Here is a 21,420-nt window from a genome sequence, read left to right on the forward strand (position 1 = left end):
GGGTGGTGGTGACCATCGGGGTTGGTCACCACCACCCGCCGCCACCTTTATGCCCTGCCACCGGGTGCCCATGATCGCCCGACTTGCCCGGCACCTGTGCGTATCTTGAGCACGCATTCGCCCGGTTGCCAGGCAAGTCCGGCGATCATGTCGGCGCCGACAGCCGACAGCCGACAGCCGACAGCCGACCGCCGACCGCCGACAGCCGACCGCCTTCCGCCGACCGGTGTCCGCCGACTGCGGACTGCGACGGCGGCCGCTGCAGAGGTGATGCGGGGGTTGCGGACTACGGGTGGGCGGTGTGCTGGCCAGAGCGGGCCGGGGTCGAGCCGTGCCGGGCGGGTCCGCGAGGCGGAGCGTCATCGGTAAGGGCCTTCTTTCCCGGAAATGGTTGCCACGGCGTGCGCCGTCTGATTCTGGGGTTGTCCAAGATCTGTTTTTGTGGACGCTGGACGCCGCTATAGGGACGTCCAGCGTCCACAAAAACAGATCTTGCGCTGGGGAAAGGCGCTGGGCGGGTCGGCGTCGAGGGGAGAAGGCGTCGCTAGGGGCCGGCGCGAATGCGCGGGTGGCGCGATGTGAGTTGTGGGAGGCGAGCCTGCCGGGGCAGGTCACCGGCCCTGGCGCGTTAAGAAGGGCACCTTCTATATCGCGGAGCGATAAGAAGGTGCCCTTCCTTTGGTTGCTGCCCGTCCCGGGGAGGCGGCCCCGGGACGGGCAGGGTTGGGGGAGGATCGGCGTCAGCGGAGGGCTTCTGCCAGGTCCTCGTCGGTGAGGTCGGTACGCGGCTGCTGGGCGACGGTCGCGGCGGTCGCCTCGGTGTGCTGCTCGGCGAGCGGGGCGGCGTGCTTGCCGCCGTTGCGCTTGCGCTTGACCCGGGCCTTGAAGCCCTCCACCAGGGAGTAGAGGACCGGCACCAGGACCAGCGTGAGCAGCGTGGAGCTGACCAGACCGCCGATCACCACGACGGCCAGCGGCTGCGAGATGAAGGCGCTCGACTCGGTGAGGCCCAGCGACATCGGCAGCAGCGCGAAGATGGTCGCCACCGCGGTCATCAGGATCGGGCGCAGGCGGCGGCGGCCGCCCTCGATGATCGCGTCCCGCGTGGTGTAGCCGTCGGCCCGGTACTGGTTGATCAGGTCGAGCAGCACGATCGCGTTGGTGACCACGATGCCGACCAGCATCAGCAGACCGATCATGGCGGCCAGGCCGAGCGGCTGACCGGTGACGGCCAGCAGGCCGAGCGCGCCGGTCGCCGCGAACGGCACCGAGATCAGCAGGATCAGCGGCTGCACCAGCCCGCGGAACGTGGCGATCATGATGATGAAGACCAGCGCGATGGCGACCAGCATGGCCAGCCCCAGGTCGCCGAAGGCGTCCTGCTGGGCCTCGGTGACACCGCCGATGGAGTACGACGCGCCGTCGGGCAGGTCGAGGCTCTTCAGCTTCTTGTCCAGCTCGGCGTTGATCGTGCCCAGCGCCTCCTGGCTCGGGGTGCCCGTCACCTTGGCGGTGCGGACCTGGTCCACGCGGTTGATCTGGCTCGGGCCGGCCACCGTGTTGACGTCGGCGACGTCGTCCAGGGTGACGCCGGGGCCGATCGGCAGGGCGCGCAGCGCGGCGATGTCGGCCGGGGCCGCACCGGTACGCAGCACGACCGGCTGCTCGATGCCGTTGAGCACGACACGGGTGAGCGTGCTGCCGCGGAACGCCTGCCCGACCAGCTGACCCAGCGCGGCGTCGCTCAGCCCGGCCCGAGCCGCGGCGGCCCGGTCCAGGGTGACCTGCACCTGCGGGGTGTTGGCGGCCAGGTCGCTGTCGACCTCGGTGACGTTGGGCAGCTCGGCGACGGCGGCGCGGATCTGCTCGGCCGCGGCGCGCAGCGTGGCGTCGTCGGCCGCCTCGACCGCGACCTCCAGGCCGTTGCCGCCGAAACCGCCCTGCACCGCGCCGACCACGACCTCGCCGACCGCGCTGTCGTCCAATGCGTCGATCTTGTCGCGTAGCGCCTCGGTGAGCGCCGCCTGGTCGGTGCCGGTCTCCGAGGTCACCTGGAAGCGGGCCTGGGTGGTGTTGGCGCCGCCGCCACCGCCGAAGATGCCGCCGCCGCCACCGACCGTGACCTGGTACGACTTGACGCCGTCGGTCTCTTCGAGGATCTTCTCGACCCGCTTGGCGGCCTCGTCGGTGGTGGCCAGCGAGGTGCCGATCGGCATGGTCTGGCTGATCGAGAACGAGTTGCCGGAGCTCTCGATGAAGCTGGTCTCGATCTTGGTGGCGAGGTAGCCGGTGCCCGCGATCACGCCGAACGCCAGCAGCAGGGTCACGAAGCGGTGGCCCAGCGACCAGCGCAGCACGGGCACGTACGCGCGCTGCAGCGGGTTGCGCAGCTCCTTGGCCTCGGCCTGGACCCGGATCGCTTCCAGCTCCTCGGCGGTGCCCTGCGGCGACTTGAGGAACCAGTACGCCATGACCGGGACGATGGTCAGCGACACCAGCAGCGAGGCCAGCAGCGCCGCGGTCACGGTCAGGCCGAACGGGCCGAACAGCTGGCCTACCATGCCGCCGACCAGTGCGACGGGCAGGAACACCGCGACGGTGGTCAGCGTCGAGGCGGTCACCGCGCCGGAGACCTCCTTCACCGCGGTGAGGATGGCCTGCTTCTTCGGTTCGCCGTACTCCAGGTGGCGTTTGATGTTCTCCAGGACCACGATCGAGTCGTCGACGACGCGGCCGATGGCGATGGTGAGACCGCCCAGGGTGAGCAGGTTGAGCGAGTAGTCGCCGGCCCACAGCGCGATCAGCGCGATGACCACGCTGACCGGGATCGACACGGCGGTGACCAGGGTCGAGCGGACCGACAGCAGGAAGACCAGGATCACCAGCACGGCGAAGGCCAGGCCCAGCGCGCCCTCGGTGGTCAGGCTGCTGACCGAGCGCTCGACCTCGGGCGCCTGGTCGAAGATGACCTGCAGCGCGCCGCCCGCGCCGAGCTGTGCGGCGAGCTCGGGCAGCTTGTCGTTGACCTGGTGGGAGATCTCGACGGCGTTCGCGCCGGGCAGCGCGGTGACGCCCACGCCCAGGCTCGGCTTGCCGTTGGTCCGGGTCAGCGTGGTCGCGTCGGCGGGCGCGGAGGTCACCGTGGCGACGTCCTTGAGCTGCACCGGGGCGGCGGCGGGCTTGCCCGGCACCGGGCGCGCGGCGGCGGCCGCGCCGAGGTACAGGTCGCCGATCTGCTCGACGGTGGTGAAGCGGCTGCCGACCGCCACGGAGTAGACCAGGCCGCCGTCGGTGATCACGCCGCCGGGCATGCTGATGCCGTTGGCGGTCAGCGCGCCGGTCACCGCCTGCGCGGACAGGCCCTTGGCGGCCAGCTTGACCGGGTCCAGGTCGATGGTGACCTGCGGGGTGCGGTCGCCCGACAGGGTCGCCTCGCGTACACCCTCGATGTTGTTGAGGGCCGGCAGCACGGTGGCGCGCACGCGGCGGGCCAGCTCCTGGTCGTCGCCGCCGGCGCCGCTGGCGGCCAGCTGGATGACCGGGATGTCGTCGGTGGTGCCCGCGAAGACCGCCGGGTCCACGTTCTGCGGCAGGCGGGAGTCGATGCGCGCCAGCGCCTGCTGGATGTCGCCCTCGACCTGCTCGACGTCCGCGCCGTAGTCGAAGCTGACGCCGATCGTGGCGGAGCCGTTGCGCGACGTCGAGGTCACGTTGGTGACCCCGGTGACGCCCGCGACCGCCTGCTCGATCGGGATCGCGACCTGCTGCTCGACGATCTCCGGCGTGGCGCCCGGGTATGCGGCGACTACGGAGACCATCGGGAACTGCAGGTCAGGGAACATCTGCTGGCGCAACTGCGGCAGCACGAAAGCGCCCGCGCCGAGGATCGCCACGGTGATCAGCGCGACGAGCCCGCGGTTGGCGAGGCTCAGCCTGGCCAGGAAGGACATGACGACTCCAGGTGCAACACGGTCGAGCGGTATGGGGGAATGCGACCGCCGCAGTCAACCAGCTCAACGCGCAGGAACTGTGAACCGAACCTGAAAGCCAGCCGAAAGCCGCTTCGAATTCGTCACAGTCGCTCCGCGGCTTGCCGGTCGACTAGGGGGAACGAGTCCCCAAGGTACGCGCCGCCGACCGGCGAATCGGACGATATCGGGCGTGAGCTCGGTGACTTTCAGCATTTATTCGGGTTCTCTGCAGGGGGCGTACGGGCAGGCTCGGGCACACTTGCCACGCCCGACGAAGCGCGCACCCCTGGGAGCTGTCGATGAAACCCGAGAAGGGCGAGCAGCGACGCCTGCTCGTGGTGGACGACGAGCCCACCATCGTGTCGCTGCTGTCGGCCAGCCTGCGGTTCGTCGGCTTCGAGGTGCGCACCGCCGCCACCGGCGCGGAGGCGCTGGCGGTGGCCGCCGAGTTCAAGCCCGAGCTGCTGGTGCTCGACGTGATGCTGCCCGACTGCGACGGCTTCGAGGTCGTCCGGCGGCTGCGGGCCGGCGGAGCGCACGTGCCCGTGCTGTTCCTGACCGCCCGCGACGGCGTCCAGGACAAGATCACCGGGTTGACCGTGGGCGGCGACGACTACGTCACCAAGCCGTTCAGCCTGGAGGAGGTCGTCGCCCGGATCCGCGCCGTGCTGCGCCGCACGTACACCGGGGCGGCCGTGCCCACCGACGACACCACGCTGCGCTTCGCCGACCTCGAACTCGACGAGGAGACCCACGACGTACGCCGGGCCGGCAAGCTGGTGCGGCTCAGCCCGACCGAGTTCAAGCTGCTGCACTACCTGCTGGTCAACTCCGACCGGGTGGTCAGCAAGGCGCAGATCCTCGACCACGTCTGGCGGTACGACTTCGGCGGCGACGCCCGGATCGTCGAGTCGTACATCTCCCTGCTGCGCCGCAAGGTCGACACCGTCGACCCGCCGCTCATCCACACCCTGCGCGGGTTCGGCTACTCCCTGCGGCTGCCGAGATCGTGAGGCGGCTGATGCGCGGGCCGAAACGCTGGTCACTGCGAGCCCGGCTGCTCGCCGGGGTGCTCGCGCTGGTCTGCGCCGGGTTCGTCGTCGCCGACATGGCCAGCGTGGCGCTGCTGCGCATGTACCTCATCCAGCAGATCGACGACCAGCTCGACCTCGCCATGCACGACCTCACCACACGTGACCGGAGCGAGTTCACGCAGGACGAGGTCGACAAGTTCACGAAGGACAAGGCCGAGGGCAGGTCCTACTTCGACGCGTACATCCTGGAACTGCGGAACAACGACGGCGGCGTCCAGGCGCAGTACGGCCGCGACCAGCGCGGCGGGCCCGCCCTGCCGCCCCTGGACATCGAGTCGGTGCGGCGGCTGGCCGGCAAGCCGTTCTTCGTGCCCAACGAGGTCTCCTACCACCGGCACCCCGGCTACCAGGTGCTGGTGGGGGAGCGGGTCGACGGCACGGGCAGCGTCGTCATCGCGTACGACCTCAGCGGCGTGGGCAAGACGATGGCCCGGCTCGGCGCGATCGAGATCGCGGTGACGCTGGCGGTGCTCGGCCTGGCCACCGCGCTCGGCGTATGGGTGATCCGGATGGGGCTGCGGCCGCTGACCGAGGTCGAGCAGACCGCCGAGGACATCATCGCGGGCGGCGACCTGTCCCGCCGGGTGCCCGAGCAGGTCGGCCCGCGCACCGAGATGGGGCGGCTGTCGCGCACCCTCAACACGATGCTGGCCCAGATCGAGGGCTCGTTCGCCGAACGCACCGAGTCCGAGGCGCGACTGCGCCGGTTCGTCGCGGACGCCTCGCACGAGCTGCGTACGCCCCTGACGGGCATCCGCGGCCTGGCCGAGATGCACCGCCAGGGTGTGGTCACCGACCCGGCCGAGGTCTCCGCGCTGCTGGCCCGCATCGAGACCGAGGCGACCCGGATGGGCCTGCTCGTCGAGGACCTGCTGATGCTGGCGCGGCTCGACGAGCAGCGGCCGCTGCGCAGCGAGCCCGTCGACCTGGTGCCCATCGCCGCCGACGCCGTCGAGTCCGCGCAGCTGCGCGAGCTGGACCGGCCGCTGCGGCTGGAACTGCTCGACGGCGAGCCGCCGGTGGTGCTCGGCGACGAGGACCGGCTCCGCCAGGTGGTCACCAACCTGCTCGGCAACGCCATGACCCACACGCCCGCGGGCACGCCGGTGACGGTGCGGGTCGGCGTCGAGGGCGACCGGGCCGTGCTCCAGGTCATCGACCGCGGCCCCGGCCTCTCCCCGGCCCAGGCGGATCGGGTCTTCGAACGCTTCTACCGCGCCGACCCGGCCCGCGCCCGCGACCACGAGCGCTCACCGGCAGCCGGGTCCGGCCTCGGCCTGTCCATCGTGGCGGCGCTCATCGCAGCCCACGGCGGCGAGGTCTGCCACCGCCCCACCCCCGGCGGCGGCGCCACCTTCCGCATCACCCTGCCCCTCTGCCCGGCCTGACCGCGCCCCCCGCCCAGGACAAAGGAAGGGCACCTTCTTATCGCTATGCGTAGAGGAAGGTGCCCTTCTTAACGGTGACCCGCTGCGGGGAACCTTAAGCGGGGGTTAAAGATCGGCAGTCACCTCTTGTGTGGCCGGGGTCACCGGATTAACTTTTAGCAAACTTAACTAACGGTTTCCTCATAGCTGCTTTCGCCCCAGGAGGGTGATCATGCAACGCAAACCGCTCCTCAACCTGTTCGTCGCCACGGCGACGGCGCTGGTCGGGACCGCTGTGGCCGTCGCGGTCGCGGGCACCGCCAACAGCGCTGCCGTGGACCACAACGCCTGCCGTCCGGACGGTCTGTATCAGACGCCCGGCGTGACCGTGCCCTACTGCGACGTCTACGACACCAACGGCCGCGAGGCGATGGGGGCGGGTCACCCGCGCCGCATCATCGGCTACTTCACCAACTGGCGCACCGGCAAGAACGGCGCCCCGGCGTACCTTGCCAACCAGATCCCGTGGTCGAAGATCACGCACATCAACTACGCGTTCGCGCACGTGGACGGCACCAACAAGATCTCGATCGGCAACCCGACCGAGGCCAACAACGCCTCCACGAACATGACCTGGCCGGGTGTCGCCGGCGCGGAGATGGACCCGGCGTTTCCGTACACCGGGCACTTCAACCTGCTCAACAAGTTCAAGAAGCAGTACCCGGACGTCAAGACGCTGGTCAGCGTCGGCGGCTGGGCCGAGACCGGCGCGTACTTCGACGGCAGCGGCGCGCGGATCGACTCCGGCGGCTTCTACCGGATGACCACCAACGCCGACGGCTCGATCAACACGGCCGGCATCAACACCTTCGCCGACTCCGTGGTGACGTTCCTGCGCACGTACGGTTTCGACGGCGTGGACATCGACTACGAGTACCCGACGTCCAACAAGGACGCCGGCCACCCGCTGGACTTCCAGCAGTCGAACGCGCGCCGGGCCGGCCTGAACGCGTCGTACCAGATCCTGATGAAGGCGCTGCGGGAGAAGCTCGACACCGCCGCCGCGTCCGACGGCAAGTACTACATGGTCACCGTCGCGGCCCCGGCCTCCGGCTGGCTGCTGCGCGGCATGGAGTCCTACCAGGCCACGCAGTACCTGGACTACGTCAACATCATGTCGTACGACCTGCACGGCGCGTGGAACCAGTACGTCGGCCCGAACGCCGCCCTGTACGACGACGGGCAGGACAACGAGCTGACCGCGGGCGGCGTGTACAGCGCCTACGCGGGCATCGGCTCGCTGAACACCGACTGGGCGTATCACTACTACCGCGGCGCGGTGCAGAGCGGGCGCATCAACATCGGGGTGCCGTACTACACCCGCGGCCACCAGAACGTCACCGGCGGCGTCAACGGCCTCTGGGGCACCGCCGCCAAGACCGCGAACTGCCCGATCGGCACGCAGAGCCCGTGCGGCAACGGCGCGATCGGCATCGACAACCTGTGGCACGACAAGGACACCGCGGGCAACGAGGAGCCGGCCGGCTCCAACCCGATGTGGCACGCCAAGAACCTGGAGAACGGCATCGCTGGCTCCTACCGCGCGGCGTACGGCCTCACCCCGGCGACCGACCCGGCCGACACCCTGACCGGCACCTACGTGCGCAACTACTCCTCGACGCTGATCGCGCCGTGGCTGTGGAACGCGCAGAAGAAGGTCTTCCTGTCCACCGAGGACGAGCAGTCCATCGGGGCGAAGGCCGACTACGTGGTGAACAAGGGCATCGGCGGCATCATGATCTGGGAGCTGGCGGGCGACTACGCGTTCGACTCCGCCGCCGGTGAGTACCGGATGGGCAACACGCTCACCAACACCATCGCCGCCAAGTTCGCCACCGCCCCGGCGTACGGCGCGAGCCGCTCCAACACGGCGCTGCCCGCCCAGACCATCAACGTGGACGTGCAGCTCGGCGGGTTCGCCCTGGGCGACTCGAACTACCCGATCAACCCGAAGCTGAAGCTGGTCAACAACACGACGACCACCATCCCCGGTGGCGCCGTGCTGGACTTCGACTACGGCACCTCCGCGCCGGGCAACATGAGCCAGCAGTCCGGCTGGACGATGGCGGTCACCCCGGGCCACACCGGCAACAACGTCGGCGGGCTCAAGGGCGACTTCCACCACGTGAAGCTGACCCTGCCGAGCTGGCAGTCGGTGGCCCCGGGCGCGTCGATCGAGCTCACGCTCAACTACGTGCTGCCGATCGCGACGCCGTCGAACTACACGCTCACCTTCGGCGGGCAGACGTACAACCTGGCGATCAACCGCACCCGCGGAGGCGTGGCCCCGACGGTGTCGCCTTCGGGCTCGGTGTCGCCGAGCGCGTCCGCGTCGCCGAGCACCCCGCCCGGCACCTGCACCGACCCGGTGTGGAGCCCGACGCAGATCTACACCGGTGGCAACCGGGTGTCGTACAACGGCCGCGCCTACCGCGCCCAGTGGTGGACGCAGAACGAGACCCCGGGCAGCGCCTCGGTGTGGGTCGACCTCGGCCCGTGCTCGGGCGGCAGCGCGTCGCCGTCGGCCTCGCCGTCGGCCTCCCCGAGCGTGTCGCCCAGCGCCTCGCCGAGCGTTTCGCCGAGCGCCAGCCCGTCCACCTCGCCCGGGGCGTACCCGGCGTGGGCGCCGAACACCGCTTACGCGGTCGGCGCGCGGGTCACCTACGGCGGCCGCTCGTACCAGTGCCGCCAGGCGCACACCTCCATCACCGGCTGGGAGCCGCCGAACGTCGGCGCGCTCTGGCTGGCCCTGTAGCCGGTCCGGCCCGGCGCGCCGCCCCTTCCAACCGGCGCGCCGGGCCGGCCCCTCCACTGCCGTGAAATGTGATGCCGGTCATCGTCTGAGCAGGTCTGACAGCTCGGAGGGGGCCGGCATCCGGCATGATGGCGGCGTGGGGACCACCGCATTCGTGCTCGGCGGCGGCGGCGTGCTCGGCGCCGTCGAGGTCGGCATGCTGCGCGCGTTGTTCCGCGCGGGCATCCGGCCCGACCTGGTGGTGGGCCTGTCCATCGGCGCGATCAACGCCGCGCTGGTCGCCGCGGACCCCGAACCCGAGGTCACCGACAAGCTGGTCCGGCTGTGGGCCACCCCCGAGATCAGCGAGGTGTACGGCGACTCGGTGCCCCGCCAGCTGCGCCGCCTGGCCACCCGGGCCCACCTGCACTCGCCCGCCCCGCTGCAGCGGGTGCTGGAGCGTTCGATGCGCGCCGGGGTCACCTTCGAGGACATGCGCGTGCCGCTGCACCTGTGCGCGGCGAACGTGGAGCGCGCCGAGGCGCACTGGTTCAGCAGTGGCCGGGTCGTGGACGCGGTGCTGGCCGCGGCCGCTCTGCCCGGCGTGCTGCCGCCGGTGGAGATCGGCGGCGAGCACTACCTGGACGGCAACCTGGTGGCGTACCCGATCCACCACGCCGTGGAGATGGGCGCCGACGAGGTGTTCATGCTGCAGGTCGGCCGGCTGGAGCGGCCGTTGCAGCCGCCGCAGCGGCCGTGGGAGGCGACCAACGTCGCCATGGAGATCGCCCGCCGGGTCCGCTTCACCCGCGAGCTGGCCGCCATCCCCGAGGGCGTACGCGTACACGTGCTCCCCGGCGGTGCCGGCGCCGACGAGAGCCCCTGGGCCTACCGCGACGCCGCCGCCGTCGGCCGCCGCGTCAGCGCCGCCTACGCCGCCTCCCGCGACTACCTCACCGCCGTCGGCCACTGACCCACCCACCCGGCCCACCTACCCGGCCCACCCGGCCCGGCCCGCCACCCTCCGCCGCAACTCTTAAAGAGTCGCGGCATCCGAGCCGCCCTAGGCCGCGACTCTTTGAGAGTTGCGGCAGGTGGGGCGGGGCGGGATGGTGTGGGTCAGGCGACGCCGGGGACGGAGTTGGAGCGGGCGGCGCGTTTGGCGGCGCGGCCGGTGGTGAAGCCGAGGATCAGCTGGATGATGCCGAGGGCGATGAGCCAGAAGCCGGTGATCCAGACCAGCACCGTGAGCGTGATGCCCGGCCAGAAGAACAGGATCAGGCCGGCGGCGATGCTGAGCAGCCCCAGCAGCACGGTGCCGATCTTCGGCCAGGTGCCGTGGGTACGCGCGAACCCGGTGACCACCTCGGCGACCCCGCCGACGATCCAGACCAGGCCCAGCACCACGGCCAGCACCTTGATCGAGTCGGCCAGGTGCCGCAGGCAGATGATGCCGACGATGATGTAGAGCACGCCCATCACGGCGATCAGGGCGCGGTGGCCGCCGCTGACGCCCTTGGCGGTCAGGCCCTCGGCGACCCGGAAGATCCCGACGACGACGAGCCATACGCCGATCAGCGCGGCGATCAGCACGATCGTCTTCTCGGGCCAGAAGGTGAGCGCCAGACCCGCGGCGATGGAGATCAGCCCGCCGATGATCGACATGCGCTTGAACGAGCGCAGTGCGGCGGCCTCTAGTTCGGCATCTCCGTACGGATCAATCATGGTGCGAAGATAACTCGCAATATCCATGATTTCTCCCTTTTCGGATGAGTAGCCTCGGTCTGAGATGAAGGGGGCAGTGATGAAGCGGGGTCCGCTCGAGTTCGTGGTCGTCGAGTTCGCCGGCCGCATCCCCGGGCGCCGCATCGCGCCCGAGCTGCATCGCCTGGTGGACCAGGAGATCGTCCGCATCATCGACATGGTGGTGGTCGACCGGGCCGCCGACGGCGCGGTCACCTCGCACGAGCTGCGGGAGTACCAGGACGACGCGGACTTCGAGGCGATCGACCCGGCGATCCAGGCGGTCGACGGGCTCATCTCCGAACGGGACGTGCAGGACCTGGCCGAGGCGATCACGCCCGGCGCGCAGGCGCTCGTCCTGCTCTTCGAGCACCGGTGGCTGGCCGGTGTACGCGCCGTGGTCGCGGAGGCCGGCGGGGAGATCGTGCTCGCCGAACGCATTCCCGCCCCGGTGGCCGACGCGGTCGAGGCGGTGGTGCACCCGGCACCGGTGGGAGGCTGACATGCTGCTACGACGTCCGGTGGTGACCCGGCGCGGTCCGGGCCTGCTCGGCTCGGCGGCGCGCACCGCCGTCGTGGCGGGCACGGCGACCGCCACGGCGGGCACGGTGCACCGCTGGTCCGAACGCCAGCAGGCGGCGGCCGCCGAGGCGCAGGCCGCCCAGCAGGCGGTACACGACCAGCAGGCGCAGGCGGATCCGGGAGCGCAGGCCGACCAGCAAGCGCAGGCCGACCCGGAAGCGCAGGCCGGTCAGGAGGCGCGAGCCGACCGGCAGCCGCAGGCCGAGGCCGCCGCCCGGCCGACGCCGTCCGCGGCGTCCGTCGCGCCTGCCTCCGCCGCTACGGGCGGCGTGGATCTGATGTCGCAGCTCAGGCAGCTCGCGGATCTCCGGGCCGCGGGTGTGCTGACCGAGGCGGAGTTCACCGCCGCCAAGGCGAAACTGCTGGGCACGTGATGACGGAGCCCGAGGAGCCCCTACCGTCCGCGTGGGAGCGGCGGCTCGCCGGCGCCACCCATGAGGCGCCCGAACCGGCGGCGCCCGTGGCCCGGCGGCCCGGCGGCACCGCGCGCACCCTGCGCTGGGCGGGCGCGTTCGTGCTGGCGCTGCTGTCGGCGGTGCTGGTGCTGGCCTCGGTGACGGCCCGCTTCGCCCGGGCCGAGCTGCTCGACACCGACCGGTACGTGGAGACCGTCGCCCCGCTGGCGACCGACCCGCAGGTGCAGGCGGCGGTGACCGACCGGGTCACCAACGAGATCATGGCGCGGCTGCCCCTGGAGAAGCTCGCCGGTGACCTGGCCGCCGCGGTCGACCTGCCGCGGGTGGAGGCGGTCATCCAGCTGGTGCTGCCCGCGATCACCGACTGGTTGCAGGGCCAGATTCACAAGGTGGTGGGCGAGCTGGTCACCTCGCCCCGTTTCCCCGCGGTGTGGAACCAGGTCAACCGCATCGCCCACCAGAACCTCGAAGGGCTGCTCACCGGCCAGGGCACGCCGATGCTGCGCAGCTCCGGCACCGACGTCGTGGTGGACCTGGGCCCGGTGCTCGCCGCCGCGCGGCAGGAGCTGGTCGCCCGCGGCTTCGGCCTGGCGGCCCGCATCCCCGACATGTCCATCCCGTACACGGTCGCGCAGGTGGATCAGCTGCCCGAGATCCAGCGTTACGTGCGCCTGCTCGACGTCAGCGCGAACTGGCTGCCGCCGCTGGCGCTGGTGCTGCTCGGCCTCGCCGTGTGGGCCGCCCCGAACCGGCGGCGCGGGCTGATCCTCGGCCTGACGCTCAGCGCGCTGCTGCTCGTCGTGGGCCTGATCGCCAATCAGATGGTGCGCGACAAGGTGGCGCAGCGGGCGACCGAGCGCGGGCTGGACCGCGCGGTGACGCTGGACGTGTACGACACGGTGCTCCGGTTCCTGCTCACCGCCCTGGTCACGGTGCTGGTCGCGGCGTTGCTCGGGGTGCTGTGGGCGCTGCTGGCGGGCCCGTCGCGGCCCGCGGTGCTGCTGCGCCGGGGCGTGAACGCCGTCGTCGACCGGGCCGTGCGGCCGCTGGCGCGGGAGTCGTGGGCGGTGCGGACGGGCGCGTTCGTACGCCGTCACTTCCGCTGGTTCGCGATCGTGCTCGGCGTGCTGGCCGGGTGGTGGCTGCTCGCCCGGCCGTCGATCGCGACGGCGGTATGGGCGTTCGTGCTCGCCGGGCTCGTCACGCTGATCCTGACGATGGGCCGCCGCATGCCCGCCACCGTCCTGGAACCGCTGCCCGCCGGCCCGCCGGCCGGGGGCGACGTCACCGGGTTCGGGACCGCCACCACGGTCGCCGAGCCTGCGACCGCCGCCGCGGGAGCGGCCACGGGCACGGCCACCGCCGAGGTCGGCGAGTCCGCGCCCGCAGGAACGGCCACGGGCTCGGCCGTCCATGGGGCCGCCGAGCCGGATGACGCGGACGAGGCCACCCCGTGGGAGCTGTCGGAGCCGCTGCCGACCGAGCCGGCCGACCGGGCCGAGGCCGATGAACCGGGCTCCGCGCCGGACGAGCCGGGCAAGCAGCGCGGAGTCGGTCCGGCCGGGCCGCCGTCGGCTTCGGACGGGTCGCCGACAGACCCCACCGACCGAGCGGTCGATCCCTGATTGGCGCGACTACGGCATGCTGACCGGCATGACCGAGCACGCGTCGTACCCCTGCCCGCTCTGCAGAGCCGCCGCCACCCTGGACGGACCCTGCCCCGGCTGCGGCCGTGCGCCGGACCCGGACGCCGCGGCGGTGCTGGCCTACGATGCGCGGATCGCCGAGCTCGCGCCGCAGGTGGAGCAGGCCCGCAGCGCGTACGAGTCGCTGTCGGGCCAGCTCTCGCAGCTGCGCCGGGACCGCGAGGCGTACGCGACGAAGGTCCGGGTCGCGGTGGCCCGGGAGCGGTCGGCGCACCAGCCCACCCTGCTCACCCTGCCGCCCACCACCGGCAGCCTGCCGCCGGGGACCGTTCCTCCGGTCGCCGGCGCCGTGCCGGGCCGCGGGCCGGAGTCCTCACCGCGCACCGTGCAGAACCTGCTGTTCATCCTGGGCGGGCTGCTGCTCGGCATCGCCGCGATCGTGTTCACCGCCGTGGCGTGGGCGACGTTCGACGTGGTCGGCCGGGCACTCATCCTCGGCGTGCTCACGGTCGGCGTGCTGGCCGTGCCGCCGCTGGTGCGCCGCCGCGCGCTGACCGCGACCGCGGAGACGTTCGCCGCGCTGGGGTTGCTGCTGGTGGTGCTCGACGGCTACGCCGTCTGGTATGTCAACCTCGGCGGCGTCGCCGACCACTGGGACCGCGGCTTCTACGCCGGAGCGGTGGCCACGTTCACGGCCCTGCTCGGCTACGGCTACGCCCGGGTCGTCGGCACGAGCGCGACCCGGTTCGGCGCGCTGCTGGCCGCGCAACCCGCGCTTCCCCTGTTCTTCCTGGAGTCCTCCGCGGACGTGGCGGGCTGGTCGGCGGTGTTCACCGCCGTCGCGCTCGGCGACCTGCTGCTCCACCGGGCGCTGCGTCCCGCCGCCGTCGCGCCGTCGGCTGCCCCGACCTCGGGTGACGCGGACCGGAGCACGGCCGGGTCGGTCGCACCGGACAGCGGGCAGGCGCGCACGGCGGCGACACCGGAGACCGGGGCGTCACCGGGCGAGCAGCCGGCGGCCGGAGCCTCCGTGCCGAGGCAGCCGGGGCAGGAATCCGGCCCGGCAGCGGCTCCCGCGCGGACGGCAGGGCTGCCGGGGCGGGCCGGGCTGCGGGTGCTGGCGCTGCTGGCGTACCTGGGGATGCTCGGGATCGGCGGCCTGCTGGCGCTGGTCGCGTGGCTGCTCGGGGCCGATCCGGACACCGCCGTCACCGGCTCGCTGGCGCTGCTCGCCGCGGCGGGGGTGCTGGCGGCCGGGCTTGGGCAGGCGCGCGGCGGCGACGCCGCGGGATTCGCCCTGCCCACGGCCGGTGGGGTGGTGACCGTGGCACTCGCCGCGGCGCTGGCCCGTCCGGCGCTCGTGCAGTGGCACCACTACTGGCTGCTGGTGATGGCGAGCGCGGCGGCGCTGGTGGCGGTGCTGGTGAAGGTGCTGGGCGGAACGCTGGCGGCCCGGTGGCCCGGGGTCCGCGCCGGAATGATCGGCGGCGCGGCGCTGGCACTGGGCGTGCCCGCGCTGTGCGCCACCGGCTGGGCGCTGGGCGAGGGCTGGCAGTCGGTGCTGGACGCGACGCCGTGGTGGGCCGCCGATCCCGCGCCGTTCGACGGTTCGTACGGCTGGCAGCTGCCGGTGAGCCTGGCCCTGGTGGCCGCCGCGGCCTGGCTGCTGACCGGGCCGCCGGTGCCGGAGCCGGTGCGGGCGTGGGTCGCGGCCTGGGCGGTGCTGCTGCTCCCGCTGACGGTGCCGGGGCACCCGGCGCTGATGCCGTGGTCGGCGCTCGCCTGCGACCTGGTCGCGGCGGCCGTGGCCCTGGCCGTGGCGCTGCTGCTGCGCCGCCACGTCGTGCTCTGGGGTGTGGTGGCCGGGCTGCTCGCCGGGCATGCGCTGCTGGCCGGGGCAGGCAGCCCGGTGCTGTCGGCGTGGGCGCTGGGCGGCGTGGTACTGCTCGGGCTGGCCGCGGCGGCGATCGGCTGGCGCAGCGCCCTGGTGCCCGAGGACGGCACGCGGACCCTGGGCGGGACGGGCACGGTGAGCACCGCGAGCGCGCTGCACGGCGTACGCGTGCTGGGCGGGGTGGGCGGCGCGGTGGCGCTGGCGCTGCTGCCGCCGGCGGTGCACAGCGTGGTCGCCGCGGCCGGGGTGGACGACCCGTGGTCGCGCCGCGCGCTGCTGGCCACCGCGCTGCTGTCGCCGCTGTGGGTGTACCTGGCACCCGCCCGGTTGCGGGACTACGCCGTGGTCGGCGGCCTGGTGGGGGCGCTGTGGGCGCTGCCGGGCGGCCAGCCGCCGGGCGATTCCGCGGCGGTGTACGCCGCGCTGTGCACGCTGGCCCTCGCGTTGGTCGCGATGCGGTCCCGCTGGGCGCGGGCGGAGCTCCCGGCACAGGCCGTGCTGGCGCTGACGCTGCTGATGTGCGCCGAGGCACTCCACCTGATCTTCATCGCGCCGTGGAGCTGGCTGGACCGCGTCTGGGCGGGCGACCCGGTCGGCACCGGCCTGACCGCCTACCCGAGTGAGCGGCTGCCCTGGGCGTACGCGGTGGCGCTGCTGCTGCTCGCGCCCGCGGTCGCGGCGTGGTTCCGCCGGGGCGGGGTGCGCCTGATGGCGGCGGCCGGCGGGGTCGTCGCCGGGGTCGCCGGGCTCGCGGCGCTGGCCGCCGCACAGGCGCCCTGGCCGGTGATCAGCGCCGTGCAGCTGGTGCTCGGCGCGGCACTGCTGGTGCTGGCCGGGCAGCGGCCGTACGGCGCGCTGACCCTGGCGGGCGGGCTGTTCGGGGTGCTGCTGACCGGGGCGGGTCTGGCCGGGTCGCTGGCCGAGAAGTGGTCGACGATCGCCGCGCTGGCGCTGGTGACCGTGGCGCTGGCCGTCATCGCGGTGGGCGGGCGGACCCGGCCGGTGCGCACCGCGGGCTGGCTGGTCGGGGCCGCGGTGAAGGTGCTGCTGGCGATCGCCGTCGGCGAGGCGGCCGAGCTGAGCTTCGAGCTCACCGCGTATCTCGTGCTCGGGGTCGCGGCGATCGTGCTGGGCCTGGCGTACGCGCCGTTCGCCCGGGAGCAGCGGGCCGCGGCGGAGGCGGCGGCCCACGCGGCGGCGCTGGTGGCGCTGACGCTGTGCCACGGGTACGCCCGGTCGATCGCCCTGGTGCTGGCGGTGTGGGGGGTCGCGGTCGGACTGACCGTGCTGGCCGCACCGCGCGGTCAGCGAGTCCTGCGGGCCGCCGCGGTCGCGGTGGTGGAGGCGGTCGCGTGGTGCGTGATCCTCGCCGCGCAGGGCGTCGGGCTGCTGGAGGCGTACACCCTGCCGGTGGCGCTGCTCGCGCTGGCCGTCGGCTGGTACGCGGCGCGTGCCCGGCCGGACCTGTCCAGCTGGCTGTTCGCCGGTCCGGCGCTGGCCGCGGCGCTGCTGCCCAGCCTGGCCGGTGCGCTGACCGAGGAGTCGGGCACGCCGCTGCGGCGGCTGCTGCTCGGGCTGGGCGCGCTCGCGATCACCGTCTTCGGTTCGATGCGCCGCCTGCAGGCCCCGGTGGTGCTGGGCGGCGGCACGCTGCTGGTGCTGGCGCTGCACGAACTGCTGCTGGTGTCCCGGCTGCTGCCGACGTGGGTGCCGATCGCGGTCGGCGGGGCGGTGCTGCTGGCGCTGGCCATCACCTACGAGCGCAGCCGGCGCGACGTGGCCCGGCTGCGGGGGGCCGTCGGCCGGATGCGGTAACCACCTCCCCATGTGGCGCTCTTACCGCAAGAATGGGGGAGAGCGCCACATTAGGGGGGAAGATGGACTTCTGGGACGTCTTCTGGCTGTTGCTGATCTTCATTCCGCTACTGCTGATCTGGGCCTTCGCGATCGTGGACATCTTCCGCCGCGACGACCTGTCCGGCTGGCTCAAGGCGCTGTGGATCGTGGTCGTCATCCTGCTGCCGTTCCTCGGCACGCTGATCTACCTGATCTTCCGGCAGCCCGGGGCCACCGCCCAGGAGCGCCGGGCGATGGACCAGGCCAGCCGCGAGTTCGTCGAGAAGTACTCGCCGAGCGACTCGGCGCAGCAGCTCAAACTGCTGTCCGACCTGCACGACCGGGGCAAGCTGACCGACGCGGAGTTCGCCGAGGAGAAGTCCCGCGTGCTCGACGCCGCCCGCGCCCACGACGCCGCCCGCGCGAAAGACGCCGCGCCGGGCGTTCCCGCGGGCCAGGGAACGCCGAGCACCGGGTCGACCGCCTCGTGGACCCGCTCGCCGGACGATCAGAGCACCTCGTGGGGCAGTGGCGCGGCCCCTGGCGCGGGCGGCCCGGCCGCACCGGCCGCGGGCGCCGGCGACTCGGCCGGACCCGCCGAGCCACCCCCGGCCACGGGCGGGAGCGAGCCGCCGCGCCGGCCCCGGGGCTTCGGTGCATAGACGGCGGGCTGTGACGCTGGACGTTTGCGGGTTGCGGCAGGTCGCGCACCGAACCTAGGGTCTTGGACTATGAGGTTCGAGGTCAGTCATGTACTGGATGCGATCGAGCGGCGGCTGGGCACCGACCCGGCTCTCGCCGCCGGGGTGCTCGACGTGGCTGAGTTGATCTATTGCGCCGACCTGGACGGCGGCCGCCCCGCCAACCTGGTCCGGCTCGGCATGGTGGTCGACGCGCTCGCGCGCCAGGTCGGCGAGGAGCACGTGTCGGCATACTGCGTCGTCGACAAGTCCCTGCTCTCCAACCAGGATCTGACCTCCAACGAGCGCATGGTCATGCGCCGCTGGGGCGACGACGGCATCGTCGAGGTCGTCGTCGGCGCGGCCGCCCGCGTCGTCGAGGTCTCCGAGCTCACCGGCCTGCCGATCGTCTCGCGCGTGCTGCCCGCGGTCTGGTCGCCGCTGCCCGGCGCCGGCGGCGTCGTGCTGCAGCCGCGCGGGCCCGTGCCGACCGGCCCGTCGCCGGTCGGCCGCCAGCTCACCGCGCGCTGGTGGCACTGCCCGGACCCGGACTGCGCCAACTTCGGCCCGGCCCGCCGCGGCAGCGGCCAGCCCGTGCCGCGGCTGCGCAACGGCCAGCCGATCTGCCCCCGGCACGACGCGCCGCTGGGCGACAACGGGCCGCGCCCGCCGCAGCAGGTGCTCGCGGTACGCGTGGACGGCGTGATCCGGACCCGCTTCGTGGTCACCGCCGCCGGCCCGGTCGTGGTCGGCCGCGCCCCCGACGGCGGTCAGGGCCAGGTCGGCGTCCAGCTCGGACCGTGGCTCAGCGAGGACGCGAGGGCCAAGGTCAGCCGCGCCCACGTCTCGGTCGCGCTGGGCCCGCAGGGCATCTCCGTCACCGACCTCAGCATGAACGGCACCCTGGTCCGCCTCGGCGGCGCCGCCGACGGCGAACTCCAGCTCAGCCGCGGCGCGACCCGCCAGCTCGGCGTCTCCGACATCGTCGAACTCTTCCCCGGCGTCGAGATCGGCCGCATCGGCGCCCTGGCCAGCAGCCGCCCCCTCGACTCCGCCTCCGTCATGTCCGACGCCCCCACCATGACCTTCCGCCCCGGCTACTGACGCGCCGCGGCGGCGGCCCGCGCCTTTAACAGACGTTGGCCTATCCCATCGAATCCGATTCACGGAAATTCGATGAGATAGGCCAATGTCTATGGAAAGCGCGAGGTCAGGCGGCGCCGATGACCTCGGCGAGCTGGCGTACCGCCCAGGTGATCTCGTCTTCCTCGATGACCAGGGGCGGGGCCAGGCGGATCGTGGTGCCGTGGGTGTCCTTGGCGAGCATGCCGCGGGTCATCAGCTTCTCGGACGCCTGGCGTCCGGTCATCACGCCCGGGTCGATGTCGACCCCGGCCCACAGGCCCCGGCCGCGCACCGCGGTGACGCCCCGGCCGATCAGCGCCCGGAGCTGCTCGTGCAGCATCGCGCCGAGCTGCGCCGAGCGCTGCTGGTACTCGCCGGTCTCCAGCAGCTTGATGACCTCGATGCCGACCGCGCAGGACAGCGGGTTGCCGCCGAACGTCGAGCCGTGCTGGCCGGGCTTGAGCACGCCGAGCACCTCGCGGCTGGCGGCGACGGCGGAGACGGGCACGATGCCGCCGCCCAGCGCCTTGCCCATGATGTGCATGTCCGGCTTGACGTCCTCGTGGTCCACCGCGAACGTACGCCCGGTGCGGGCCAGGCCGCTCTGGATCTCGTCGGCCAGGAACAGCACGTTGCGGCTGCTGCACAGGGCGCGGACGCCGGACAGGTAGCCGTCCGGCGGGACCAGCACGCCGGCCTCGCCCTGGATCGGCTCCAGCAGCACCGCGACCGTGTAGTCGTCGATCGCCTCGGCCAGCGCCTCCAGGTCGCCGTACGCGACGATCTCGAAGCCCGGGGTGTACGGCCCGAAGTCGGCCCGCGCGTCCTCGTCGGTGGAGAAGCTGATGATCGTGGTGGTGCGGCCGTGGAAGTTGTCCGCCGCCACGATGATCTTCGCCTGGCCGTCGGGAACGCCCTTGACCTGGTAGCCCCACTTGCGGGCCACCTTGATCGCGGTCTCCACCGCCTCCGCGCCGGTGTTCATCGGCAGCACCAGGTCCTGGCCGGTCAGCGCGGCCAGCCGCTGGCAGAACTCGGCGAACTGGTCGTGGATGAACGCGCGGCTGGTCAGCGTGAGCCGGTCCAGCTGGGCGTGCGCGGCGGCGATCAGCGCCGGGTGCCGGTGGCCGAAGTTCAGCGCCGAGTATCCGGACAGGAAGTCCAGGTAGCGCCGCCCGTCCACGTCGGTGACCCAGCAGCCGTCGGCTTCGGTGATCACGACGGGCAGCGGATGGTAGTTGTGCGCCGTGTACCGCTCCGCCGCGTCCACCGCGGACGGGGTACGGCTGTCGACGATCGAGTTCATGACCGCAGCTCCAGGGTGCAGCACTTGGGGCCACCACCGGCCAGTCGCAGCTCGGAGACGTCGACTCCGATCGGCTCGTAGCCGGCCTTGCGCAACTCCTCCGCGAGGTGGGTGGCCTGGACCGGCAGCACGACGTTCTCGCCGTCGCTGACCGCGTTGAGTCCCAGCACCTCCGCATCCTCGATGTTAGCGATCACGGCGTTCGGGTACAGCTGACGCAGCACATTCTGGCTGCCGGGCGAGAACGCCTCGGGCAGGTACGCGATGTTGGCGGGCTTGCCGTCGGCGCCGGTCGACAGCACGGCGAGCGCGGTGTCGAGGTGGTAGAAGCGCGGGTCCACCAGCTGCAGGGTGATCACGGGGCGGCCGAAGATCTCCTGGACCTCGGCGTGCGAGGCGTGCGCGGTGCGGAAACCGGTGCCCGCCAGCACGTACTCGCCGGCCAGCAGGATGTCGCCCTCGCCCTCGTTGACGTGCTTGGCGTCGTGCACCTCGTAGCCGGCGCGCTCGGCCCAGTCACGGTAGGCCGGGCCCTCGTCGGCGCGCTCGGCGTGCCGGAACTGCGCCGTGAACATCGCGCCGTCGATCACCGTGCCGCCGTTGGCGGCGAAGACCATGTCGGGCAGCCCGGGGATGGGGTCGATGAGCTCGATCTGATGTCCCAGGTTCTCGTACGTGGCCTTGAGGCTCTCCCACTGGCTGATCGCCAGGGTGGTGTCGTACGGCGCGGCCGGGTCCATCCAGGGGTTGATCTTGTAGGTGACGGCGAAGTGGGTGGGCCGGCACATCAGAAAGCGCTTCTGCATGGCACTAACGCTAGAGGGGGAGATCGCAGCATAACCATCATTCGGCCATGCTTATGACCTTGGTTTCTTGCGTAGTTGCCCCTGTCGACCAACGATCCGTTGCGTGCCGCGGGGGAGGCGCTTTCCGGCCGCTTTCCCGAACCCCCAGCTGTGGTCCGGG

General features: G+C 72.5%; 14 protein-coding genes. 10 read left to right on the plus strand and 4 right to left on the minus strand.

The genetic code is table 11. The features are described 5' to 3' along the window. Positions 1–740: 740 nt before the first annotated feature. The gene (locus tag Cco03nite_RS28230) at positions 741–3,950 is read right to left on the minus strand and encodes an efflux RND transporter permease subunit (protein WP_203695421.1); all 3,210 of its coding nucleotides are present in this window, start codon (positions 3,948–3,950) and stop codon (positions 741–743) included. Positions 3,951–4,270: 320 nt separating this feature from the next. Between Cco03nite_RS28230 and Cco03nite_RS28235 the strand changes: the two genes are divergently transcribed. The 4 genes from Cco03nite_RS28235 (at position 4,271) to Cco03nite_RS28250 (ending at position 10,199) form a co-directional block, all read left to right on the plus strand. Next, entirely contained in the window at positions 4,271–4,984 is a 714-nt protein-coding gene (locus Cco03nite_RS28235; protein WP_203695423.1) for a response regulator transcription factor, read from the plus strand. Between the two features lie 8 nt (positions 4,985–4,992). Further along, a complete protein-coding gene (locus tag Cco03nite_RS28240) occupies positions 4,993–6,453 on the plus strand; it encodes a sensor histidine kinase (RefSeq protein ID WP_203695425.1) in 1,461 nt (486 codons plus the stop codon). 211 nt (positions 6,454–6,664) lie between these two features. Next, positions 6,665–9,247 (plus strand): chitinase C-terminal domain-containing protein, encoded by a 2,583-nt coding sequence (locus Cco03nite_RS28245; RefSeq protein WP_203695427.1) that lies wholly within the window; start codon positions 6,665–6,667, stop codon positions 9,245–9,247. Positions 9,248–9,383: 136 nt separating this feature from the next. Continuing rightward, positions 9,384–10,199: a patatin-like phospholipase family protein gene (locus tag Cco03nite_RS28250; RefSeq protein WP_275412083.1), complete on the plus strand. Its 816-nt coding sequence runs from the start codon at positions 9,384–9,386 to the stop codon at positions 10,197–10,199. Positions 10,200–10,345: 146 nt separating this feature from the next. On the opposite strand, the gene Cco03nite_RS28255 is transcribed toward Cco03nite_RS28250, so the two are convergent. Further along, on the minus strand, positions 10,346–10,951 hold the full coding sequence (locus Cco03nite_RS28255) for an HdeD family acid-resistance protein (RefSeq protein ID WP_203695429.1): 606 nt from the start codon (positions 10,949–10,951) through the stop codon (positions 10,346–10,348). A 79-nt stretch (positions 10,952–11,030) separates the two neighbouring features. On the opposite strand from Cco03nite_RS28255, the gene Cco03nite_RS28260 reads away from it, so the two are divergent. The 6 genes from Cco03nite_RS28260 (at position 11,031) to Cco03nite_RS28285 (ending at position 19,127) form a co-directional block, all read left to right on the plus strand. Further along, positions 11,031–11,471, plus strand: a complete 441-nt coding sequence (locus Cco03nite_RS28260) for a DUF6325 family protein (RefSeq protein ID WP_203695431.1) — start codon at positions 11,031–11,033, stop codon at positions 11,469–11,471. Position 11,472: 1 nt separating this feature from the next. Then, the gene (locus Cco03nite_RS28265) at positions 11,473–11,925 is read left to right on the plus strand and encodes an SHOCT domain-containing protein (protein WP_203695432.1); all 453 of its coding nucleotides are present in this window, start codon (positions 11,473–11,475) and stop codon (positions 11,923–11,925) included. Continuing rightward, positions 11,925–13,592 carry a hypothetical protein gene (locus tag Cco03nite_RS28270; protein WP_203695434.1) on the plus strand — a complete coding sequence of 556 codons (1,668 nt, stop codon included), beginning with the start codon at positions 11,925–11,927 and terminating at the stop codon, positions 13,590–13,592. The genes Cco03nite_RS28265 and Cco03nite_RS28270 overlap by 1 nt, the downstream gene beginning before the upstream one ends. A gap of 28 nt (positions 13,593–13,620) precedes the next feature. Continuing rightward, complete coding sequence (locus tag Cco03nite_RS28275; RefSeq protein WP_203695436.1) at positions 13,621–17,322, plus strand: SCO7613 C-terminal domain-containing membrane protein; 3,702 nt, start codon at positions 13,621–13,623, stop codon at positions 17,320–17,322. Positions 17,323–17,384: 62 nt separating this feature from the next. After that, positions 17,385–18,005, plus strand: a complete 621-nt coding sequence (locus Cco03nite_RS28280; protein ID WP_203695438.1) for an SHOCT domain-containing protein — start codon at positions 17,385–17,387, stop codon at positions 18,003–18,005. 69 nt (positions 18,006–18,074) lie between these two features. Then, the gene (locus Cco03nite_RS28285; RefSeq protein ID WP_203695440.1) at positions 18,075–19,127 is read left to right on the plus strand and encodes an FHA domain-containing protein; all 1,053 of its coding nucleotides are present in this window, start codon (positions 18,075–18,077) and stop codon (positions 19,125–19,127) included. A 106-nt stretch (positions 19,128–19,233) separates the two neighbouring features. On the opposite strand, the gene rocD is transcribed toward Cco03nite_RS28285, so the two are convergent. Together rocD and ddaH are read right to left on the minus strand one after the other, a co-directional pair. After that, on the minus strand, positions 19,234–20,454 hold the full coding sequence (rocD, locus tag Cco03nite_RS28290; RefSeq protein ID WP_203695442.1) for an ornithine--oxo-acid transaminase: 1,221 nt from the start codon (positions 20,452–20,454) through the stop codon (positions 19,234–19,236). Next, positions 20,451–21,284 carry a dimethylargininase gene (ddaH, locus tag Cco03nite_RS28295; protein WP_344350260.1) on the minus strand — a complete coding sequence of 278 codons (834 nt, stop codon included), beginning with the start codon at positions 21,282–21,284 and terminating at the stop codon, positions 20,451–20,453. The genes rocD and ddaH overlap by 4 nt, the downstream gene beginning before the upstream one ends. Between the last annotated feature and the right edge of the window lie 136 nt (positions 21,285–21,420).

Origin of the sequence: Catellatospora coxensis (assembly GCF_016862635.1) — a bacterium.
Taxonomy (GTDB): Bacteria; Actinomycetota; Actinomycetes; order Mycobacteriales; family Micromonosporaceae; genus Catellatospora; species Catellatospora coxensis.

What these genes read in the sequence shown, in the direction of transcription:
- Cco03nite_RS28260 (WP_203695431.1), top strand. Translation starts at nt 11,031, where the DNA reads ATGAAGCGGGGTCCGCTCGAGTTCGTGGTCGTCGAGTTCGCCGGCCGC.
- Cco03nite_RS28285 (WP_203695440.1), top strand. Translation starts at nt 18,075, where the DNA reads ATGAGGTTCGAGGTCAGTCATGTACTGGATGCGATCGAGCGGCGGCTG.
- Cco03nite_RS28270 (WP_203695434.1), top strand. Translation starts at nt 11,925, where the DNA reads ATGACGGAGCCCGAGGAGCCCCTACCGTCCGCGTGGGAGCGGCGGCTC.
- Cco03nite_RS28235 (WP_203695423.1), top strand. Translation starts at nt 4,271, where the DNA reads ATGAAACCCGAGAAGGGCGAGCAGCGACGCCTGCTCGTGGTGGACGAC.
- Cco03nite_RS28230 (WP_203695421.1), bottom strand. Translation starts at nt 3,950, where the DNA reads ATGTCCTTCCTGGCCAGGCTGAGCCTCGCCAACCGCGGGCTCGTCGCG.
- Cco03nite_RS28280 (WP_203695438.1), top strand. Translation starts at nt 17,385, where the DNA reads ATGGACTTCTGGGACGTCTTCTGGCTGTTGCTGATCTTCATTCCGCTA.
- Cco03nite_RS28255 (WP_203695429.1), bottom strand. Translation starts at nt 10,951, where the DNA reads ATGATTGATCCGTACGGAGATGCCGAACTAGAGGCCGCCGCACTGCGC.
- Cco03nite_RS28245 (WP_203695427.1), top strand. Translation starts at nt 6,665, where the DNA reads ATGCAACGCAAACCGCTCCTCAACCTGTTCGTCGCCACGGCGACGGCG.
- rocD (WP_203695442.1), bottom strand. Translation starts at nt 20,454, where the DNA reads ATGAACTCGATCGTCGACAGCCGTACCCCGTCCGCGGTGGACGCGGCG.
- Cco03nite_RS28265 (WP_203695432.1), top strand. Translation starts at nt 11,473, where the DNA reads ATGCTGCTACGACGTCCGGTGGTGACCCGGCGCGGTCCGGGCCTGCTC.
- Cco03nite_RS28275 (WP_203695436.1), top strand. Translation starts at nt 13,621, where the DNA reads ATGACCGAGCACGCGTCGTACCCCTGCCCGCTCTGCAGAGCCGCCGCC.
- Cco03nite_RS28240 (WP_203695425.1), top strand. Translation starts at nt 4,993, where the DNA reads ATGCGCGGGCCGAAACGCTGGTCACTGCGAGCCCGGCTGCTCGCCGGG.